We start from the raw sequence: 19,349 nt of genomic DNA, 5'->3' as shown, positions 1-19,349 counted from the left end.
TCAGGCTCCCTTCATAACGATGGCCGCGTCCTGGACGGCGCGCACGATCTTGTCGTAGCCGGTGCAGCGGCAGAGATTGCCGGCCAGCCCGAAGCGGATTTCCTCCTCGGTCGGGTCGGGGTTCTTGGCCAAGAGATCCTTGGCCGCGATCAAGAAGCCGGGCGTGCAGATGCCGCATTGCAGCGCCGCATGTTCCAGGAACTTCTGTTGCAGCGGGTGCAGCCGGTCGCCATGCGCCATGCCCTCGACGGTCTCGATGCGGCGGCCCTCGGCTTCAGCGCCCAGCACCAGGCACGAACAGACCAGTCGGTCGTCGACGATGACGCTGCAGGCGCCGCAGTCGCCCGTGCCGCACCCTTCCTTGGCGCCGGTCAGCCCGAGCCGGTCACGCAGCACGTCGAGCAGCGTCTCGTCGGGCTGGCAGAGATATTCGACATTGTCGCCGTTGATCGTGGTTGAAACTGCTACGCCAGCCATCATTTGCCTCCTGCACGTGCATAGGCGGTCATTGCGGCCCGCCTGGCCAGCACGCCCGCAACCTTGCGCCTGAATTCGATTGTGCCTCTCTTGTCGTCGATCGGGCGGCAGGCCCCGGCGCAGACCTTGGCCAGCCGCTCCAGCGCTGCCTCGTCGAGCTTGCGGCCGATCAGGGCCTCGGCCCCTTCTTCCACCAGCAACACGGTCGGCGCCGCAGCGCCGATCGCCACCCGGGCCGCCGTCACGACGCCTGCCTCGTCCAGCGTCAGGTTGACGCCGGCGCTGACCACGGCGATGTCCATCTCGGTGCGCGGAATGAACCTGAGATACGCATCGGCCGAACGCGGCGCAGGCTTGCCGAGCAGGATCGCCTCGATGATCTCGCCCTTGGCGAGCGAGGTCCGGCCCGGCGCGGTCGGCACCGTCTCGACGGCAATGGTGCGCTTGCCCGACGGGCCGACGACCACGGCCTTGGCGCCCGCCGCCACCAGCGCCGGAACGCTGTCGGCCGCCGGCGAGGCGTTGCACAGATTTCCGACAATGGTGCAGCGTCCCTGCACCTGCTTCGAACCGATCAGCTTGGCAGCTTCGACCACGCCGGGCCAAGCCTTCTTCAAGCCGGCGTTCTCGCCGAGCACGGCGCAAGGCACGGCGGCGCCGATGCTGAACCCATCGGCGGTTTCCCTGATATCGCGCAAGCCTGCGATCGACTTGATGTCGATGATCAGTTCGGGTTCGACAAAGCCGCCCTTCATCCTCACCAGGAGGTCACTGCCACCGGCAAGGATGGCGGCGGGGCCGGCCGATCCGGCCAATTGGCCGACGGCGTCTTCGATTGAAAGCGGACGTATGTAGCGCATCGTCTCCCCTTGGTATCGCGATTTCAGCGACCGTTATAAACAATCGTCTCATAATGACCATCCGTTTCCCGAGCCGAGGCGATTGGGCCAGGTGCGGCAAAATGCGGTCCACTTGACCTGGAACATGGCCGGGAGGCGTCAGTCAGTGGGGCTTGACCGAGCGATGCCGTGCGTCGATCCTTGCCGGCCAAGGGAGGAGTTTCGATGCGACGTCTGTTGGCTGTGCTTTGCGCCGTGATGCTGGCCGCTCCCGCCGGCGCCGCGACGCTCTATTACGGCGCCCGGGTTGGAATGGAGCTTGCCATCGTCAAAAAGTCGGGCATCGGCTCCGCCCACGCCAGCATCCTGGCCAGACACGACAGGCGGAAGGCCCGCCTCTACTGCCGCGAATATGGCCATGATTTCACCGAGGAGTGCATTGATGAGGAAATGAAGGCGCCCCTGCATTTCGAAATCACCGCCAACTGCAAGACCGGCGAGTTCACCACCTTCTACGGCGCCGCCATGCTGTTCCAGGGCCGCAACAAGGGCACGGATGTGGCGACCGACTACCGGATCACCGCCGTCGACGAGAAGGTGGTGCTGGATGGCTCGGGCGCCTCGGGCTACGACTATACGCTGGATCAGTTCAAGGCGCTCTGCCCCAACCGCGTGAAATAGACCGGGCGCGAAGCCTGGCCCGCCGAAGCCCCGGACCTTGGACCGTGGCCGGCACGGCCGTTTATCGCTAGCACAGGACCGCAGTGGAGGCGAAAGACCATGACCCTGACCAATCGCGACATTGTCGAACTGACCGAGTGGCGGCGCAAGCTGCACCGGCAGCCGGAAATCTCGAACGAAGAAGAGAAGACGGCGAAAGAGGTCGTCTCCTTCCTCGCCGACACCGGGCCGGACAAGGTGCTGACCGGCCTCGGCGGCCACGGCGTCGCGGCCATCTACGACAGTGGCAAAAACGGACCAACCGTCCTGTTTCGGTCCGAACTCGATGCGCTGCCGATCGAGGAACTGTCCGGCGTGCCGCATGCTTCGCAAGTTCCTGATAAGTCGCATATGTGCGGCCATGACGGACACACCGCTATCCTGGCCGCCCTTGGCCGCCAGTTCGGGCGCGAACGGCCCGCCAGCGGCCGCGTCGTGCTTATGTTCCAGCCGGCCGAGGAAACCGGCAATGGCGCCGCCGGCGTCGTGGCCGATCCGCGCTTTGGCGAGATCGCGCCGGATTTCGCCTTCTCGCTGCACAATCTGCCCGGCGTGCCGTTCGGCGAAGTCAGGCTCAAGTCCGGCGTGGTCAATTGCGCCTCCCGCGGCATGCGCATCNCGCATTCCTCCATGCCCGAGACCGGAACCTCGCCCATGCTGGCTATCTCCGAGTTGATGCCTGCCCTGCCCGCGCTCGGCCGCGCGACTTTCGCCGATGATGATTTCTCCATGGTCACCGTCACCCATGCGCGGATGGGCGAAGCCGTGTTCGGCATCGCGCCCGCCCACGCCGAGGTCTGGGCGACGCTGCGCACCCGCCGCGACGAGCGCATGGCGGACCTCTGCGCCGCCGCCGAAACCCTGGTCAAGGAGATCGCCGGCCGCCACGGCCTCTCCGCCAGCTTCGATTATCACGAAATCTTCGTCGCCAGCGTCAACTCGCCGGATGCGGTGGAGCACCTGCGGCGCGCCCTCGATGAAGAGAGCGTCGCGCATGGCGAGGAAGCCTTGCCGATGCGCGCCTCCGAGGATTTCGGCGTGTTCGGCCACAGCGCCAAGTCGGCGATGTTCTTCCTGGGTGCGGGCGAGCGGCACCCTGCCCTGCACAATCCCGATTATGACTTTCCCGACGACCTGATCCCGATCGGCTCGAAGATATTCATGAGGACGGCGCGCAACCTCCTCGGCTGATCTCAGCGGCACCCGGCCAGCTCTGCCGCGAAGCGCCGTCCCCAATCAACTGGCCAACTGGACTCCTCGAACTGGATATTTCCAACGGGCCGGATTGTGTGGCATCTGTCAGGGCAACGCGAGGAGTTCGAAAATGTACACGCCGCCCGCCTTCCGCGATGACGACAAGGACAGCCTCTTGGCGACGATCCGCGCCGCCCGGCTGGCCAATCTCGTCACCGCCACGGCGGACGGACCGCTCGCCACCCCCCTGCCGCTTTTTCTCGACGAGACCGAGGGCGAGCACGGTGTCATCCACGGCCACCTGGCCAGGGCCAACCCGCAGTGGCGCGTTCCCGCGATCGGCGACGGGCTGGCCATCTTCATGGGCCCCGACGCCTATGTGACGCCGGCCTGGTACGCCACCAAGCAGGAAACCGGCAAGGTCGTGCCGACCTGGAACTACGCCGCTGTCCACGCCTACGGTCCGGTCGAGTTCTTCGAGGATGCGGACAGGCTGCTGGAGGTCGTCACCCGGCTGACCAACCTGCACGAAGGCGCCCGCGCCGCGCCCTGGGCCGTGTCGGACGCGCCAGCGGACTTCATCCAGTCGCAGCTTCGCGGCATTGTCGGCCTGCGCATGCCGGTCGTCAGGCTCGAAGGCAAGCGCAAGATGAGCCAGAACCGCAACGCTTCCGACCGCGCCGGCGTGGCCTCCGGGCTGGCCGCGAGCGAGCGTCCGTCCGACCGCGAGGTCTCCGCCCTCATCCCGTGAGGGCACGACGCCTCACCTTGCCAGCACCAGGTCCGCGTCGTCGAGAACGTAGCGGACATAACGGTAGTCGCGAATGAAGGTGATCCGGCCGTCGCGCCATTCCAGCCACATGAAATGGCTGGGTTTCGCGTCGGCCGGGTCTTCGAACACCGCGATCACCTCGCGGCCCTCGACCCATGCCGGCCTGAGCCACAAGCCGTCGCTCTTGGCGTAGATCGTGAAGAACATGCCGACGTCGGCGGCCCCCGCGCGCGGCTTGTGCGTGGACTGATGGAGCCTCACATCGTCGGCCAGCAGCGCGCGCAAGCCGTCCCAGTCGCGTCGGTTGAACAGATTGACGTAGCGCACGATGGCCGCCGAAGCGACGCGCGCATCGGGGAGCGGATTGGCCTCGGCGTTGATCCGCCGAAGCCGGGCGCGGCCGCGCGCCAGATGCGCCTTCACCGCATCGACCGTGATGCCGAGCAGGGCGGCGATGTCGGCCAGCGGCTCGTCGAGCACATCCCTAAGGATGACCACGCTGCGTTGCGTCACCGGAAGCCCGGCGAAGCGCGACACGGCGGTTTGCACGGCTTGCCTGCGCATCAGCACCTCCACTGGGTCGGCTTCGTCGGCTATATCGAGCGCCGTCTCGATGGGCTCGGCAACGCGGATCGCGCGGCTGCGCAGCAGGTCAAGCGCGCGGTTGTGGGCGATCCGGAACAGCCAGGGCCTGAGCTGAGGCACCTCACACAACTCCTCCAGGGCAACGACGGCGCGCGCGAACGTGTCCTGCACGACATCCTCGCCGTCGATGACCGAGCCCATCAGGCGCGAACAGTAGCGGTGCAGCTCCGGCCGCAAGGCGGTGGCAAGGGCAAGCAGCCCTTCCTGCCGGTCGCGCTCCACCGCTGGCTTTCCGTCGCTCAAGGACCCGCGCCCTCCATGATCGTCACCCCCGCGTCGCCGCTGAGGCCAAAGATGACGCCCTCGGCATATTGCGGCTCTTCCAGCAGCGAGACCACCCTGTCGCCGAACGCCCGGGGCGGCATCGGCGCGCCGAAGCGGGTGACGAATTGTTGCGGCGTGATGCCCATCGAGCCGGCATAAGCGCCGGCGGCCGCATCGCCGATCCCGGTGTCGAGGATCATCTGCCGCGGCACGATCGCCTGGAAGCGGATGCCGAGGCCTTTCTCCTGCGCCACGCCATTGGCGTATTTGGCCATGAACCAGAGCATCCGCTTGGCGCCGCCATAACCGCCCGACATCTGCGACCCGGTGACGGCCGCACCGCTCGACCCGACCAGCACCCGGCTGCCCGGCCCGAGCGGCAGGTTCAGCGCCGCCTGCAGCCAGTAGAGCCCGGCCTTCACGTCGGTTTCCCAGGCGATGGAGAAATCCTCCCACTTCAACTGGTCCAGCCGCCCCATCCGGGGCGTGGCGCCGGCGTTGAGCACCAGTATGTCAGGGCGGACCTCGCCAAGAATGCGATAGGCAGCGTCCTCGTCCGTGACATCGGCCGCGATGGTGGCGACCCCAAGCCGGGCACCGACCGCCTGCAGCGCCTCGGCGCCACGTGCGACCACGGTCACGCTGGCACCCTGCTCGACCAGCGTTTCGACCAATCCGAGGCCAAGCCCACGGCTGCCGCCCGTGACCACGATTTTCTTATCCCTGAGGCTCATTTGACCCTGCTCCAGTGTTTCACTGTAGCTAAGACGTTTGAGGGTTGGGAAAAGAGTCAGCGGTTTGCGAGATTTGATGATGTCGTCAGCCAGAAACCAGGTCGACAGTCCGCGCGGCTTCTCGCTATGGATCTTGAGGAAAATTCGTGCGCCGGTTTGGACATTGGGGCGCGACATGTGCTCCATGGGCAGGTGACGAAGCGGCGGGGAAGAAGTGAAGCGCGTTTTTCGACTGTTTGCCACGGCGGTCATGGCATCCGCACTGAGCGGCTGCACCAGCGTTTCCTACTACGCGCAATCGCTGGAGGGTCATGTCCGGATCATGGCCGCGCGCCAAGACGTTGGAAAACTGATCCAGGCCCCTTCGACACCCAAGGCATTGCGCGCCAAGTTGACATCGGCAAGCGCCATAAGGCGGTTCGCCACGGATGAGCTGGCACTGCCCGAAAACAACAGCTACCGCAGCTATGTCGACATCCACCGGGACGCCGTGACCTGGGCCGTTTTTGCCGCCCCGCAATTCTCGCTCACGCCCAAGACATGGTGCTTTCCGGTTTTCGGCTGCGTTCCGTACCGGGGTTACTTCGATCGGAAATCCGCGGCCGAAAGCGCCGTCGAACTTCATCGACAGGGGCTCGACGTCTATGTCACCGGCATCACCGCCTATTCCACGCTGGGCTGGTCCAGTGACCCGCTGCTCAGCACCATGCTGCGTCAGGACGACACCTATCTCGCAAGCCTTGTCTTTCATGAACTGGCGCATCAGCGCCTCTATGTGAACGGCGATTCCGCATTCAATGAGGCTTTCGCGGTCGCTGTCGAAACCACCGGCACGAGAAAATGGCTCCGCGCCGCCGGCGACCGCGCCGGATTGCGCCGCTACGAGACCGATCGCAAGCGCAGCGCCGATTTTCTCGCATTGGTGTCGAGAACCCGCGACGAGCTGCGGCAGGTCTATGAAAGCTCCCGCACCCCCGATGAGATGGCAGCGGCCAAGGCAGCCACGCTCGACAGGCTGCGGACGCGCTACCGGCAAATGCGCGACAGAAGCTGGGCCGGATACCGGGGATACGACGCCTGGTTCAATGCGCCGATCAACAACGCAAAGCTCGCCGCGACGTCTGTTTACGGCGAACAGGTTCCGGCGTTTATTCGCTTGTTCGATTTATGCTACGGCGACTATCCAAGGTTCTACGCATCAGTTCGACGGATCGCCGATCTGCACGAACCGGCCCGTGGCAAAGCGCTCAAGGCCGCGACCACCTGTGATTGACTTGAACGGCACGGGTTGCTGCGATGTCGGACTAGGCCCGCGAGCTGACGGCCAGCTTCTAAGCTGAAGTCACCGGCAAGCCAACGATCCGGCGTGCGCGTCGAGCACGAAACGCTCGCATTGCTCGCCGTCGGACCCATCGATGAAGCTCTCGACATGTGTGAAGCCGAGCTTCGCCAGGATCCGCAACGACGCGACATTGCGCACCGCCGCTTCGGCCGTCACCTGATCGAGCGCCAGGGCCTCGAAGGCGTAGCGAACCACTTCGCGTGCCGCTTCGGACCCCAGCCCCTGCCCCCAATGCGTACGCCCCAGCACAAATCCTAACGCGGCTGTCTTGGCCTCGTTCGCGCCGAAGGACAGGGTTATCGTCCCGATCGCGTCCGACACGTCTGCCTGGTCTATCGACCATTTGATCGCCCGGCCGTCGACCAACCGCTGACGCGCAAGGGCGAGCCATCGCGCGCCCGCGCTCAAGTCGTCGGCAACGGGATCGCCGGCAAGGAAGGCGGATTCGACATCGCTCGCCCGCGCGAACCAGGCCGGAATATCCCGCTCGCCCGGCGCCCGAAGCACGAGCCTTGGTGTGGTGAGCCTGGGAACTGTTTTCATCGAAGGCATTTTCGCCCTGGGGCAGCGCCAATGCAACGGCGCTGAGCCGCGGCGGCTGACCGCCAGGACAGAATTCGACCCCAGGGTACGCCCAACCGTCTTCAGCCTCAGCGCCGGGCGCTTCGATCGGCACTTCAATCACTCCGGGCCACCGGCTGCCGCCGATCTGCGAGTGGCGTGAGATTTGGTGATGCCGCCAGCCCACCACAGGGCGGACCATGGCAACGCGTCGGCGATTCGCGATGAACGGCCGTTGTGGGGCCGTGTATGGACGGCGGCTTTACGGAAGCTGAAGCGGTCGAGCATGCCCAGATAGTTACAATTTAGAGCTTTGCAGCAGCTTTGGTTTCGGCGCTAAAACGGGAAAGGGTCTCGGCCTATTGAGCCCGCAGGCCTGAGGCCAAGAGTGCCTGGAACAGAATAGAGCCTGCCCAGACCAAACCTTGGTTTGGTCGAACGCAAGCCCGGAGCGCAAATGCGGACGAGGGACCGCTGCTCATCCTGCATAAGGATGAGGGCGAACACCCCCAGGTTTCGTTCGTGGCAGAGTTTGAGGCATGAGGCGTAGTCAAGTGTCGATTCGTCCACGCAGGCAGGGCCGCCGGTCCCGCCCTGCAAATATAGACACGACCCAAGATCCGTCTCTTGATGCCAGCGATAAAGCTGCCGCGCCCCGGGCGTAAAGCCGGTCGTTCTCTCTTGCTGCGCCTGTCGGGAGAGCAGAGCAAGATTTGCCTCACATTGGGCAAGCTCGCCAATCGCCCTTGTGGCAGCCGCCGACCACGATGCGCCTGCCGCAAACCCCATCGCCGGACACCGGCCGGAACTGTCGCTGGAGATTGCCGCAACGACTGGCACCGCCAAATCCAACGTAAGTCGCAGAAGCCGCAATTGGCGACCTCGGTGCCGAAGCCAATCCTCGTAAGACGATACGGTGTCGCTTGCCATCGACTTCGGATCTATTCGAGGCAGGACAAGTCGATTGTACCACCAGATAGAGGTCGCATCTCGCTCTATCAGCTCGAGAAGGGCGCTCATCGCAGCGACCTCAGGGTTGATGCCCAGCGCAAGTCCGTTCGAGTCGGCAGCCGGCAAAGATGATTGCCCGCCACCGGCATACCCGAGGAAACACAGGCCCGCGGGCACCCAGGCTTGCTCGGTACCGAGCTTGTCGTCACTCAGGATCCAGTCTTCAGGCGCAGATCTGTCCCAGCGGGCCGGTACCATGTTGCGGGACTGTCGACTCCCGGCTTCTCGCTGGTCATATTGCTCTTCGCTGAAAAGCAGCACGTCGGGCGGCTCGACGATCCGCCCCGCGAACGCATTGGCATACGACCGGAGAATTCGCCCCTCGGGAATGATCTGGGCGAAGTAGGTCTCGTCCGCCTCATAAAGGCAGCCCTGCAGCGCCTGCTCGACCGTCGTGCCCCAACCAGACACGAAGTAAGTGCTCTCATCGCCATCCTTGGCAGCGCGAACGCGGCCGGCCGCCACAGTGAGAGGACAGCCGAGCAACGGGTCCGAGATCACCACCGGGCCATAAAGAAGACTTAACCCCACGCAGACCTCGAATGTGCGGATCTTTCGCATTGCGAGCACTTCAGAACGGACTTTGCTAGGTCGTACGTCGGAAGCTCTCGTGTGGCAGTTTACACGCTGCCGTGCGCGATCGCATCATGCAAATGTGCTAAAGTACGTTGGAACGTCCGACCCGAGGTATGGATTGACCCCAAAGCATGGATTGACCGTAAACAAGGGCCCCCTGAAGCGGCGCCTGGCTGCGATCGTGGTCGCCGACGTGGTCGGCTATTCGCAACAAATGGCGGAAGACGAGGAAGGCACCTTTACCCGCGTCCGGGCGCTAATGCACGACGAGGTCCCAGGCTACGTTCATCTGCATGACGGCCGCGTTGTAAAGAACACCGGCGACGGTGTCGTAGCGGAGTTCCCCAGCGCGGTCGAAGCGGTCCGGTGTAGCGTGGCTATCCAGGCCTATCTCGCAAGCCCCGAGCGATCGTCGCCCGGTCTGTTGCTTCGAATTGGCATTAATTTCGGCGATATTATCGTCGACGGCGACGGAGACGTGTTCGGCGACGGTGTGAACGTGGCTGCACGCCTCGAACAGGTCGCAGCCCCCGGAGGCATTTGCCTTTCGGCAAAAGTGCATGAGGAGGTCCGCGCAGGATTGCAATTGCCCTTCGAATTTTGCGGTGAGTTTCAGCTTAAGAACATTCCCCGACCCGTAGCCGTCTACTCGCTTATTCGCAGACCCGACCGCCCCGCTCCGCGGATGGGCGCCGAGACTTCGGGCTCGAACACGCCATCGATCCTGGTCCGCCCATTCGTCAGCACCGGCGGCGTGGAACCCTATTTCAGCGAAGGGTTCACAGAAGATGTCATCACCGAGCTAACGCGGTTCACGCAGCTCTCCGTCGCATCGTATCATACCTCGTTCCGGCTCAAGGATGTGGAGCTGCCGAAACTGGTCTCGGATATCGGGCTCGATTTCGAGCTTTCGGGGCGAATCCGGAGGATGGGGAAGCGTATCCGCCTTTCTTGCGAACTGGTTGACGCCACGTCCGGTGGTGACGTTTGGGCCGAGCATTATGACAGCGACGATCAGGACATATTCGATTTGCAGGACGAACTGGTCCGCAAGATCGTGGGCACGGTCATCGGGCGCCTCAAGGCAGCGGGGGCTGAGAAGGCGCGGCGCAAGCCGCCGGCCAACCTGGCGGCCTATGAGTGCGTGCTGCGCGGCAATGCCCTGCCGCTAGGCGACCTCGCGTCCGAAGCGGAAGCCAGGCAATGGTATCAGCGCGCCATCGATCTCGATCCGACCTATGGGCGCGCCTACGCCAAGCTGGCTCACTACAAGCAGCTGGAATGGTTTCGCGACATGGGACCTTCCGATGCCCTGCTCGACGAGGCGCATGCAATCGCTAAGAAGGCGGTGGCGCTCTCCGCCAACGATCCGGTTTGCCTCAACATTCTCGGCTGGGTGCTGCTGCACCTGCGAGATTTCGACGTCGCCGCGCAACTCTACGCCCGGGCCCTCTACCTCAATCCGAACGATCCAGAGCAGGTTTCCTATCTCGGCACCCTCTACACATTTGGCGGCGAGCCGGATCGCGCCATGCAATGGTTCGAGCGGGCGCAGGTGCTCGATCCCCTCTACGAACCATCCTGGTATTGGCCGTTTCGCGGTATCGCCCATTTCATTGCCGGCCGGCCCGAGCCGGCATTGGTCGCTTTGAGCCGTTCGTCGACGATGCCGGCATGGGTTAGCGCCTATATGGCCGCTTCGAGTTCGGCGCTTGGCCGGAACAGCGACGCAAAGTTGTATTCGGCTCGCGTGGTGGCGGGTACGCCCAGCTTTTCTTGCAGTCGATTCGTGGCCAAGGAGCCCTATCGACTGGAGGAGGATCGGGCCACGGTGCTTAAAGGACTGCTCGCCGCAGGGCTGCCGAACTGAAATTGGAGTTTGCTATCGGCAGCCGAAAAGGACCGCGGACGCAAGCTCTTCATGATAGTGCCGACCCTGCGCGTTTTTGTGGTACGCCCCAGGTAATCCAGCAGGTCCTCTCGCGTGACGACGCCTTCCGGCAGGGCTGGCAGGACTACAGTCAGCTCTCGTTGGCGCGTCGCACACAACTTTCACGTTCGCGTCNCGCCTTCCGGCAGGGCTGGCAGGACTACAGTCAGCTCTCGTTGGCGCGTCGCACACAACTTTCACGTTCGCGTCGACGATTTGTTCCAATTCGTTGCCAACATCAAATTCAGATCTTTTAGTTTCGACACTACGCCATTCTTTAAATCTTTGCCTTCGTAGGCGATATCGGCACCGACAAGATCAACAACAAGGTTTCCAGCACCCGGCGGCGGATCGCGGGTCACTGGCCCGGATTGGCGCGAGATCAACTCCACGAGGAGACCGACCTACCGGTCACGACCGATGTCCGCTCGATCGTTGACGCGGTGTTGAAGGACCACCTTGGACTTTCAAGCCGAGCATTGGCGATGGTCGCTCCAAATGCGTCGGGCCTTCAACCAATTAAAGGCTTGTTTCGGACTTGATGCACCCTTGGCAGAACGCGTAGCGGCGCCGACGTCCGCTTGTGAGCCGTGCCCGATTAACGGCAATCAACCTGCATCCCGAAACAAACCAATTGACGCTGGCAGTTCAGCAGCGCTCGCAAATACCTTCGCAACAGTCCGGTCGGGAAGGCGAAGATGCTCAATTAATACGGCCTTGATTATTGCTCGCAGATCGGTCGTAACGGCAAGATCGGTTCCGCCGCGTAGTTGGCTGGGTGCCAGCCCAGGCCACTGGTTGCCGACTCGGCCTCCGGCAACGGCACCGCCCATTAGGAACGTGACGCTGGCCGTCCCGTGATCGGTTCCGCCGTCTGCGTTGAATGCCACTGCACGGCCGAACTCAGTCACGACCAAGACAACTGTTCTGTTCCAGGCCGTTCCAGACGCTTCGGCGAACGAAACGAGCCCGTCTGCCAGGGCCTTCAATGCTCGCGCCAGACGCACGCCCTGGCTGATGTGCGTATCGAACCCAGGCAATTCGAGCGTTGCGATCCGAGGACCGCCATCCGTTGCCAGCGCCTGTGCCGCACGGGTTGCGGCGCGAGTGAAACTGGCCGCTTGGCAAAAGCTTCGCTGCGCGAGCGGATCTTCCACACATTTCGATCCGCCCACCTGCGCTTGCTCAGGGGAAAGCAGGGCCAAGTCCAGCAGCGGATTGCCCCACGCCAAATCCGATATGAGATCGATGGATCGGTCGGCCGAGCCGTTCCGCCATGGTTCAGTCTCTAAGGCGAGCGAGGCCAGTCTGGGCCAGCCGGTGAGGCCATCAAAGTCGCTCCCGAACAAAGCAAATTCCGAGGCTGCATGAGATCTCTCCACTCCCGCAATGGCCGTCCCTGGGACGATCAGCAGCTCGCCGGCATTAAAGTAGGGCAGAAGCGGCGCCAGTGCTGGATGGAGCGCAAAAAATCCGTCCAGCTTGATTGTTTTGGTCGCCGACTCCTCATTCACAAGCGCCTGAGCTTCGCGCACGGCTAGCAATTTAGGATCCCCAAACGGAGGGATCGCCGCAACGCAATCGAGTCCGCCCCGGAGAAACACCAGCAGGAGTTTTGGCTCGTATGCCGCCGGTCTAGCCCTTGCCGCGATTGGACGAAGCATGGAGGATAGTAAAATCCCTCGCAGGGCTGTCCTTCGGGTCAGTTGCATTTTGGGTGCTTTGGTGAAGTAGCGTCAGACTTGCCCGCTGCCACGTACGCAACTGTGTCCGCGTCAGGGTAGGTACTATCTGTAAGGTCGCCTGGCGACACTGACCCGCGAACGAGCAAACCAGCCAGAATTGGCGCAGCGAATGAAGTTCCCCAACAGACATTCTGTTGTGGATTATTTGAATCATCCGACAGCCACAAGGACCGCACCTCGACGCCAGGTTCTGCAAACGAAGCCCCGAACGCACTGCCTTGCCACAGTTTGTCGGACCACTTCATGGTCATTGGATCAAATTTACTGTCAGCCGCTGATACACTATATATCGCTCCAGGACTGACCGGCGAAGTATACGGTGCAGAATTTGCCGGCGTGAACCCTTCGGCCCACGACCATCCGTTGCCATTTGCTCGCTCAGCATTTCCTGCCGCCACAACAATTCGGAGTTTCCGATCCGCCATCAAATGGAATAGGTTATCTAACAACGTTATATCGTTGCTGTACCCGCCATTCCTTGCAGCCTCAAGAAAGTTAGCTCCCCAGCTTATGTTTACAACGTCACCAGCTTTGGCGTGATCCAAGACGTATCTTATTGCTTTAAGAGGTCGGTCCCACACGCTTACGGTTTCATCATCACCAAATATTTTAATGATATTCAGAGCTACCTTAGGACTAACCCCTGCCAATCCTGTATAGTGCGACGATCCATCTTTAAAAGTCCTTCCTCCAATAATACCTGCGACCATGGTGCCGTGTCCCAGCTCATCATCAACGGCCCCCGTCACGCAACTGCCTTGCGTACAGTCGACCTTTGTCGCCACATTCAGAAGATTTGAATTGACCGCAACCGGGTCAACTCCGCTGTCTAGCACCCACACCTCGGGGCCGTATGTGCTTTCCACCGGTGACCCGACCACACGGCAGACGTTTGCGGGAACGTCCTGGATAGTGGTGGTAGTATCCTTTTTGATTATCCTCGGATTGTTCTTGCATCTAGCTGCGTCAAAGAGAGTAACAGAAAATGGATTTGCAAGTTCAAACCCCTGCGATTCAAGCTCTCTTACTCTTGCTTTTGTAATTTTTAACGTTAAAAAGCTTTTACCTATTTCGGGAAAATCTATGGAAATAACTTCCTTTTTGTCAGTATTTTGAATTTCTGCTTTAAAATCCGCCGAGTTGTTCGCCTTCATAGGCATCTCGCCGTAAGGCGCAACAAATGTCGCGGCGATCTCATTCGCAGGCATCTCGTCTGCCAATGACGATCTCTGAGTGGCAGCCAATGACAAGACGCTCATGACAAAAACGGCGCGGAACTGTAGAACGACCACAGCAAGCCTCCTACGTCTGGGCAAACAGCATGCCCCCAAAAGCAGTGCGCTGTCTATAAGAACATGAATTGGGCGTCGTTCCACATCGAGAGCTATCTTGCGGTAGCTGCGAAACGCGCATACGCTCACAGATGGTCCTGTGTTGAGAAGCATGCGATGCCCAGAGCGAATCTTAGGAAGGGTCGACAAGCGCGGGAAATCGGCGCGGCGATTGTCGAGACCTGGCTCAAACTCCTGCCTACGCCGGCCACCATCTTGTCGGTCGATAGTACGGCTGGAAGCCCTCTGAAGATTACAATAAATCGCCAAATATTCACAGCTGCCGGCCAAAGTATCAACCTTCGCGACAGCGGTGGTAGCACTAAGACCAAACTCAAGGTCGGAACCCCAAGCGCGCTGGGGGACTATAAGCAGCAACTGTCGATATTCCTCGCCGACGGAGCCACTGCTTTTCTAACGGCGGGCGATTTCACGAACGGGTTGGCCTTTTCTGATGTCGGCACCCCCAGTTCTCATTTGAAAGACGAACTTACGGCCGTTTTGAACCAAATCGTCGATGGGGTGACGGTGGAACCTGAGTTCGACGAGGCCGGAAAAATTTACGTCGTGGTACCGCGGATTCCGGGAGACATACTTATCAGGGCCGACCTGCTCGACTACTTGGAGAAATACCATAGATTTGGACAGGGGCGACACTATCATGACGAGCTTGGCGCGGCGGTGCTGTTTGGCTGCAGGTAGCTGGACTTAATCCGCAAGCGCTTTGATAGTCAGGCAGATGCTAGTTCACAGCTATGGATGCAAATCACGCCTGCCAGAACGGCTTTTGAAGTTCCGCCTCGACGGCAGACAAGGTGAGACCGACGTCGTCGATCCGCTGAGGCCCATCTTCCGCAAGTCGCTTCAGCTCCTCGCGATAATACATGCGCTCGCGCCAAACCGCGACCAGGCCGCGCAGGGCGACGAGTCTCGCCCAGACCGATGCCGGTCCAGTCGTCCACGTCGGCGGTTCGCCCCAGAGAGACTGGTAGAATCTTGAGGTGAGAGAAAGCTGCGTGCTCATTTGGCTCGTCCTTTCTTGGTGTTGCTAAAAATCGATGACGCTACTTTGGCGGATGAGCGGACCTGCGTACTAAAGCGCGGCCGAAACTGTTCCGAAAAATTCCGAAACGTCTAATATGGCGGGATGCATCGGGTTCACCTCGCCTTTGGTCCGTTCGTGCTCGACCCTGAGAAGGGGACGCTCCTGCGGCAGGACATACCGATCTCCATTGGGCATCGCGGCATCACGCTGCTCGCCGCGCTTGCGGCCCGGCCCGGCGACATCCTGACCAAGGCCGAGCTGATGGAAGCTGCCTGGCCGGGCCTGGCGGTCGAGGAAAGCAATCTCACCGTCCAGATTGCGACGCTGAGGAAGGCGCTCGGCCCTACCGACCACGGTGGCGATTGGATCGCCACCGTGCCTCGCGTCGGCTATCGCTTCACCGCGCCTGTCGAGCGCGTGGAAGGTTCAGTGCAGCGACCGATCGCGCCATCCGGCAAACCCACCATTGCCGTGCTGCCCTTCGCGAATTTGAGCGGCGATCAGGACCAACAATATCTGAGCGACGGCATCACCGAAGATATCATCACTGAACTGGCTCGATACCGTTCGCTCGTGGTGATCGCGCGCAATTCATCTTTTCAGTTTCGTGGGCCAGCGCCGGACCCCGCAGAAGTCCACCGGCAACTCGGCGCGCGCTACCTCGTCGAGGGCAGCGCGCGACGGCTCGGGGACCGCATCCGAATCACGGCGCAACTGATCGACGGCGCCAGCGGCTTCCATTGTGGGCTCAACGCTACGACCGAGCGCTCGAGGACATCTTTTCGGTCCAGGAGGAGGTGGCGGCTCTCGTAGCTTCAACTGTCCAAGGCGCCGCCGAGGCAGATGCGACTAGCCGCTCGCGGCGAACCCCGCCGGCCGATTGGGCCGCCTACGACTACTACTTGCAGGGTCGCGCGCACTACCATCAGTATGAAATGGACAAGGGCGAATCCATGTTCGCCCGGAGCGCCGAACTCGATCCGGCTTTTGCTCAAGGTCATGCCTATCTGGCGCAGTGCCTGGTTGCGCGATTCTGGTACGACCGCGATTCTCGTACGCTGCAAAGTGCCTTGCAGTCTGCGCGCACGGCGCTCCTGCTCGACCGGAATGACGGCATCTGCAACCAGAGCATGGGCCTCGTGCTCGTACATATGCGCCAGCATGGGGATGCCGGATTGCATTTCCAGCAGGCCCGTACGCTCAATCCGCACGACGTGAACATTGCCGGAGATTATGCAAGCTGGCTCAACTACGGCGGCCAGGCTCAGCAGTCCTTGGCGGTCCTCGAAAGGGCCATACTGCTCGACCCGTTGCCCCCGGTCTGGTTCTGGGAGGTGAAGGGCAGCGCGCTCTTCCTGCTCGGCCGATATGCTGAGGCCATCGACGCTTATCGGAAGGCCGGCGACCAGTTCTTCATCCATGCCTTTCTTGCGGCGGCCTACGGGCATCTGGGCGAGATGGAAAACGCGCATGTCGCAGTCGAGGCCACACTGAGGCGGCAACCGGACCTCTCACTTGGCTACCTTGCACACCTTCCCTTCGCAGACCCGCCATCCTTCGAGCTCTTCCTCTCCGGCTTCAGAAAGGCCGGCTTTTTATAGGATTCAGTCGGTCCGAAAAACCCTGGACTTCGAAACACCCGCCGATAGGCTACACAAGGTGTTGCAGTGACCGGTTGAANCCGAAAAACCCTGGACTTCGAAACACCCGCCGATAGGCTACACAAGGTGTTGCAGTGACCGGTTGAACCCACCGGCGCATTCCTGACGTAGGCAACCAACGTGCGCTTCGCATCACATCTTGCGATTGCCCCCGGTGGCAGCACGGCGGCCCAACCTGCCTGTCCTACACAAAGCTGTCACCTGTATGTCTTGCCGCAACTTATGAGAGCGTTCATTCACCCTTGCAAGTCGTCTCGTAGATGTTCGTATGATCGGCAGCCGCCCACTCAACCTTCTCCAGGGAACGCAGGAACGCACGCGTCGACCGCAGGTTGCATAAAAAATCGATTTTTTCGGGGACGCGCGAAAGAGTTCCAATTGGCTCTTGCCGAAGCCGGCGGCCTCGCTCATCCATGCCGTACAGACACTGGGGCCATGATGACCGAGACCAGCCTTCACCTCGTCGAAGCGTCGATCGACCAATTGCGCCAAGCGCTCGACAACGGCGCCGTCACCAGCGTCGAACTGGTCGCGGCCTATGTCAGGCGGATCGCGTATTTCGACCGGCACGGCATTGCGCTGAACGCCGTACCCGTGCTCAACCCTGAAATGTTCGAGGATGCCGCCGCTTCCGACGAGCGGCGGCGGCAAGGAAAGACGCTCGGCCCGCTCGACGGCATCCCCTACACCGCCAAGGACAGCTACAAGGTCAAGGGCCTGACGGTGGCCGCCGGCTCGCCCGCCTTCGAGCATCTCGTCGCCAATGAGGACGCCTTCACAATCGCCCGGCTGCGCGCCGGCGGCGCGGTGCTGATCGGCCTCACCAACATGCCGCCCATGGCCAATGGCGGCATGCAGCGCGGTGTCTATGGCCGCGCCGAAAGCCCCTACAATGGCGACTATCTGACCGCCGCCTTCGCGTCGGGCTCCTCCAATGGCTCAGGCACCGCGACGGCGGCCAGCTTCTGCGCCTTCGGGCTCGGCGAGGAAACCTGGTCGTCTGGCCGTGCGCCGGCCACCAACAACGCGCTGGTCGCCTACACGCCCTCGCGCGGCGTCATTTCCGTGCGCGGCAACTGGCCCTTGGTGCCGACCATGGATGTAGTGGTGCCGCACACGCGCAGCGTGCCCGACATGCTGGAACTGCTCGACGTCATCGTCGCCGACGATCCGGAAACGCGAGGCGATTTCTGGCGCGCCCAGCCTTGGGTGGCGCTGCCGAAAAGCTCCGGGAGGCGGCCACGACGTTATACCGACCTGACGCTTGCGGGGTCGCTGAAAGGCAAGCGGCTCGGCGTACCCAGAATGTATATCGGCCGCGACGCAGAAATAGATCGCCCGATCGAAACCCGCGCCTCGGTACTTGCCCTCTGGAAACAGGCGGCCGCGGATCTGCGGCGGCTCGGCGCCGAAGTGGTCGAGGTCGACTTTCCCGTCGTCTCCAACTATGAGCGCGACCGCCCAGGGGCGCGGACCATGGTCGAGCGCGGCCTGGTGCCGCAGGACTTCGCCGACCGCGAAATCTGGGATCTCTGCATCTGGGGCTGGGACGATTTCCTGCGCGCCAACGCCGACCCTGCTCTGCCCGATCTCGCCTCGGTCGACGGCTCAAAAATCTTTCCGCGGCCGCCGGGCACGCTGCCCGACCGCTATGAAGGCGGCTTCGATCTGGCGGAGTATGTCGAGCGGGCAAAGCTCGGCGTCGCGCCCTTGGCCGACATCCCGACGATCGCAGACGGAATCAAGGGACTTGAAGCAACAAGGCGCATCGACTTCGAGGACTGGCTGGACGCACAAGGCCTCGATGCCGTGGTGCTGCCGGCCGCCGCCGATGTCGGCCCGGCCGACGCCGACGTCAACGAGGCGTCAGCCGATCTGGCCTGGCGTAACGGCACCTGGGTCGCCAACGGCAATCTGGTGTGGCGCCATTTCGGCATCCCGACCGTCACCGTGCCCATGGGCACAATGGCCGACATCGGCATGCCGGTCGGCCTCACCTTCGCCGGCAAGGCCCATGACGATGAAAGGCTGCTGCGCATGGCCGGCGATTTCGAGTGCGCCACGCAGCGCCGCGCCCGGCCGCCGCGCACGCCTGAATTGCCCGATGATGTCTTTCCGGATCGCCCCAGCCAAGCCGGCAACGGCAAGACGCCGGCGCCAACCATCAAGCTTGCGGCGGAGACGCGCGATGAAGGCGACCAGCATGAGATCGCCATCACGATCGAAATGGTTGGCGAGATAACTGAAACGGCCAGCATCAAGGTCCATGTCAACGGGGAGCCCGTTGACATGCGGCGAAGCGGCACGCGGTTCACTGGGCGCGCGCTCGTCCCTGCCGCCGAGCATCGGCGCCTGCACAGCGTCTGGCGCGGCCCGTATGGTTCGATCGTGACTGCTGTCTTGCGGCTTCAGGATGGGCGCACCGCGGGCGCCTATGCGGTTGCCGGTGGGATTGGATGATCATGCGCTGTACGGGCCGCCTCACCATGCGCGCCCAGCGAC

At 62.3% G+C, this 19,349-nt stretch carries 19 protein-coding genes; 9 read left to right on the top strand and 10 right to left on the bottom strand.

Going from position 1 to position 19,349, the window contains the following annotated elements; genetic code table 11:
- Together X742_RS148830 and X742_RS148835 are read right to left on the bottom strand one after the other, a co-directional pair.
- Positions 1 to 477 (bottom strand): (2Fe-2S)-binding protein, encoded by a 477-nt coding sequence (locus X742_RS148830; RefSeq protein ID WP_015316741.1) that lies wholly within the window; start codon positions 475 to 477, stop codon positions 1 to 3.
- Entirely contained in the window at positions 477 to 1,337 is an 861-nt protein-coding gene (locus tag X742_RS148835; RefSeq protein ID WP_015316740.1) for a xanthine dehydrogenase family protein subunit M, read from the bottom strand. Before X742_RS148835 ends, X742_RS148830 begins: the two co-directional genes overlap by 1 nt.
- Before the next feature lie 204 nt (positions 1,338 to 1,541).
- Here X742_RS148835 and X742_RS148840 point away from each other — a divergent pair, with 204 nt between their 5' ends.
- The 3 genes from X742_RS148840 (at position 1,542) to X742_RS148850 (ending at position 3,981) form a co-directional block, all read left to right on the top strand.
- On the top strand, positions 1,542 to 1,997 hold the full coding sequence (locus tag X742_RS148840; RefSeq protein ID WP_023784891.1) for a hypothetical protein: 456 nt from the start codon (positions 1,542 to 1,544) through the stop codon (positions 1,995 to 1,997).
- A 99-nt stretch (positions 1,998 to 2,096) separates the two neighbouring features.
- Positions 2,097 to 3,227 carry an amidohydrolase gene (locus X742_RS148845; RefSeq protein WP_023773596.1) on the top strand — a complete coding sequence of 377 codons (1,131 nt, stop codon included), beginning with the start codon at positions 2,097 to 2,099 and terminating at the stop codon, positions 3,225 to 3,227.
- 133 nt (positions 3,228 to 3,360) lie between these two features.
- Entirely contained in the window at positions 3,361 to 3,981 is a 621-nt protein-coding gene (locus X742_RS148850; RefSeq protein ID WP_023773595.1) for an FMN-binding negative transcriptional regulator, read from the top strand.
- Between the two features lie 12 nt (positions 3,982 to 3,993).
- Here the strand turns inward: X742_RS148850 and X742_RS148855 are convergent, their stop codons facing one another.
- Both X742_RS148855 and X742_RS0137590 read right to left on the bottom strand, forming a co-directional pair.
- Positions 3,994 to 4,890 (bottom strand): sigma-70 family RNA polymerase sigma factor, encoded by an 897-nt coding sequence (locus X742_RS148855; RefSeq protein WP_031248170.1) that lies wholly within the window; start codon positions 4,888 to 4,890, stop codon positions 3,994 to 3,996.
- Entirely contained in the window at positions 4,887 to 5,645 is a 759-nt protein-coding gene (locus X742_RS0137590) for an SDR family NAD(P)-dependent oxidoreductase (RefSeq protein ID WP_031248169.1), read from the bottom strand. Before X742_RS0137590 ends, X742_RS148855 begins: the two co-directional genes overlap by 4 nt.
- Positions 5,646 to 5,895: 250 nt before the next feature.
- Between X742_RS0137590 and X742_RS148860 the strand changes: the two genes are divergently transcribed.
- Positions 5,896 to 6,918, top strand: coding sequence for an aminopeptidase (locus tag X742_RS148860; RefSeq protein WP_051407662.1), 1,023 nt, complete (start codon positions 5,896 to 5,898; stop codon positions 6,916 to 6,918).
- A gap of 69 nt (positions 6,919 to 6,987) precedes the next feature.
- Here the strand turns inward: X742_RS148860 and X742_RS148865 are convergent, their stop codons facing one another.
- Entirely contained in the window at positions 6,988 to 7,530 is a 543-nt protein-coding gene (locus tag X742_RS148865) for a GNAT family N-acetyltransferase (RefSeq protein ID WP_031248168.1), read from the bottom strand.
- 354 nt (positions 7,531 to 7,884) lie between these two features.
- Positions 7,885 to 9,120, bottom strand: coding sequence for a YcaO-like family protein (locus tag X742_RS148870; RefSeq protein WP_023773590.1), 1,236 nt, complete (start codon positions 9,118 to 9,120; stop codon positions 7,885 to 7,887).
- A gap of 151 nt (positions 9,121 to 9,271) precedes the next feature.
- Here X742_RS148870 and X742_RS148875 point away from each other — a divergent pair, with 151 nt between their 5' ends.
- Positions 9,272 to 11,005, top strand: a complete 1,734-nt coding sequence (locus X742_RS148875; RefSeq protein WP_023773589.1) for a tetratricopeptide repeat protein — start codon at positions 9,272 to 9,274, stop codon at positions 11,003 to 11,005.
- A 257-nt stretch (positions 11,006 to 11,262) separates the two neighbouring features.
- On the opposite strand, the gene X742_RS1000000174120 is transcribed toward X742_RS148875, so the two are convergent.
- The 3 genes from X742_RS1000000174120 to X742_RS1000000172775 form a co-directional block, all read right to left on the bottom strand.
- Positions 11,263 to 11,457 carry a hypothetical protein gene (locus X742_RS1000000174120; protein ID WP_156939416.1) on the bottom strand — a complete coding sequence of 65 codons (195 nt, stop codon included), beginning with the start codon at positions 11,455 to 11,457 and terminating at the stop codon, positions 11,263 to 11,265.
- A 216-nt stretch (positions 11,458 to 11,673) separates the two neighbouring features.
- Positions 11,674 to 12,600, bottom strand: a complete 927-nt coding sequence (locus X742_RS1000000171545) for a DUF1501 domain-containing protein (protein WP_245275584.1) — start codon at positions 12,598 to 12,600, stop codon at positions 11,674 to 11,676.
- A gap of 167 nt (positions 12,601 to 12,767) precedes the next feature.
- The gene (locus X742_RS1000000172775; RefSeq protein ID WP_198019224.1) at positions 12,768 to 14,030 is read right to left on the bottom strand and encodes a S8 family serine peptidase; all 1,263 of its coding nucleotides are present in this window, start codon (positions 14,028 to 14,030) and stop codon (positions 12,768 to 12,770) included.
- A gap of 228 nt (positions 14,031 to 14,258) precedes the next feature.
- On the opposite strand from X742_RS1000000172775, the gene X742_RS148880 reads away from it, so the two are divergent.
- On the top strand, positions 14,259 to 14,843 hold the full coding sequence (locus tag X742_RS148880; protein WP_023794417.1) for a hypothetical protein: 585 nt from the start codon (positions 14,259 to 14,261) through the stop codon (positions 14,841 to 14,843).
- Between the two features lie 64 nt (positions 14,844 to 14,907).
- Here the strand turns inward: X742_RS148880 and X742_RS09045 are convergent, their stop codons facing one another.
- Positions 14,908 to 15,165 carry a hypothetical protein gene (locus X742_RS09045; protein WP_023773586.1) on the bottom strand — a complete coding sequence of 86 codons (258 nt, stop codon included), beginning with the start codon at positions 15,163 to 15,165 and terminating at the stop codon, positions 14,908 to 14,910.
- A 123-nt stretch (positions 15,166 to 15,288) separates the two neighbouring features.
- Between X742_RS09045 and X742_RS1000000175880 the strand changes: the two genes are divergently transcribed.
- The 3 genes from X742_RS1000000175880 (at position 15,289) to X742_RS148885 (ending at position 19,307) form a co-directional block, all read left to right on the top strand.
- The gene (locus X742_RS1000000175880) at positions 15,289 to 15,999 is read left to right on the top strand and encodes a winged helix-turn-helix domain-containing protein (protein ID WP_023773585.1); all 711 of its coding nucleotides are present in this window, start codon (positions 15,289 to 15,291) and stop codon (positions 15,997 to 15,999) included.
- Positions 16,000 to 16,121: 122 nt separating this feature from the next.
- Positions 16,122 to 16,787, top strand: a complete 666-nt coding sequence (locus X742_RS1000000175875) for a tetratricopeptide repeat protein (protein ID WP_023773584.1) — start codon at positions 16,122 to 16,124, stop codon at positions 16,785 to 16,787.
- A 498-nt stretch (positions 16,788 to 17,285) separates the two neighbouring features.
- On the top strand, positions 17,286 to 19,307 hold the full coding sequence (locus X742_RS148885; protein WP_023794411.1) for an amidase: 2,022 nt from the start codon (positions 17,286 to 17,288) through the stop codon (positions 19,305 to 19,307).
- Positions 19,308 to 19,349: the final 42 nt, after the last annotated feature.

The sequence above is a fragment of the Mesorhizobium sp. LNHC229A00 genome (assembly GCF_000502415.1).
In the GTDB taxonomy this organism is placed as follows: Bacteria; Pseudomonadota; Alphaproteobacteria; order Rhizobiales; family Rhizobiaceae; genus Mesorhizobium.
The sequence above is the reverse complement of the archived record's forward strand: the minus strand, read 5'-3'. Positions and strand labels throughout refer to the sequence as shown.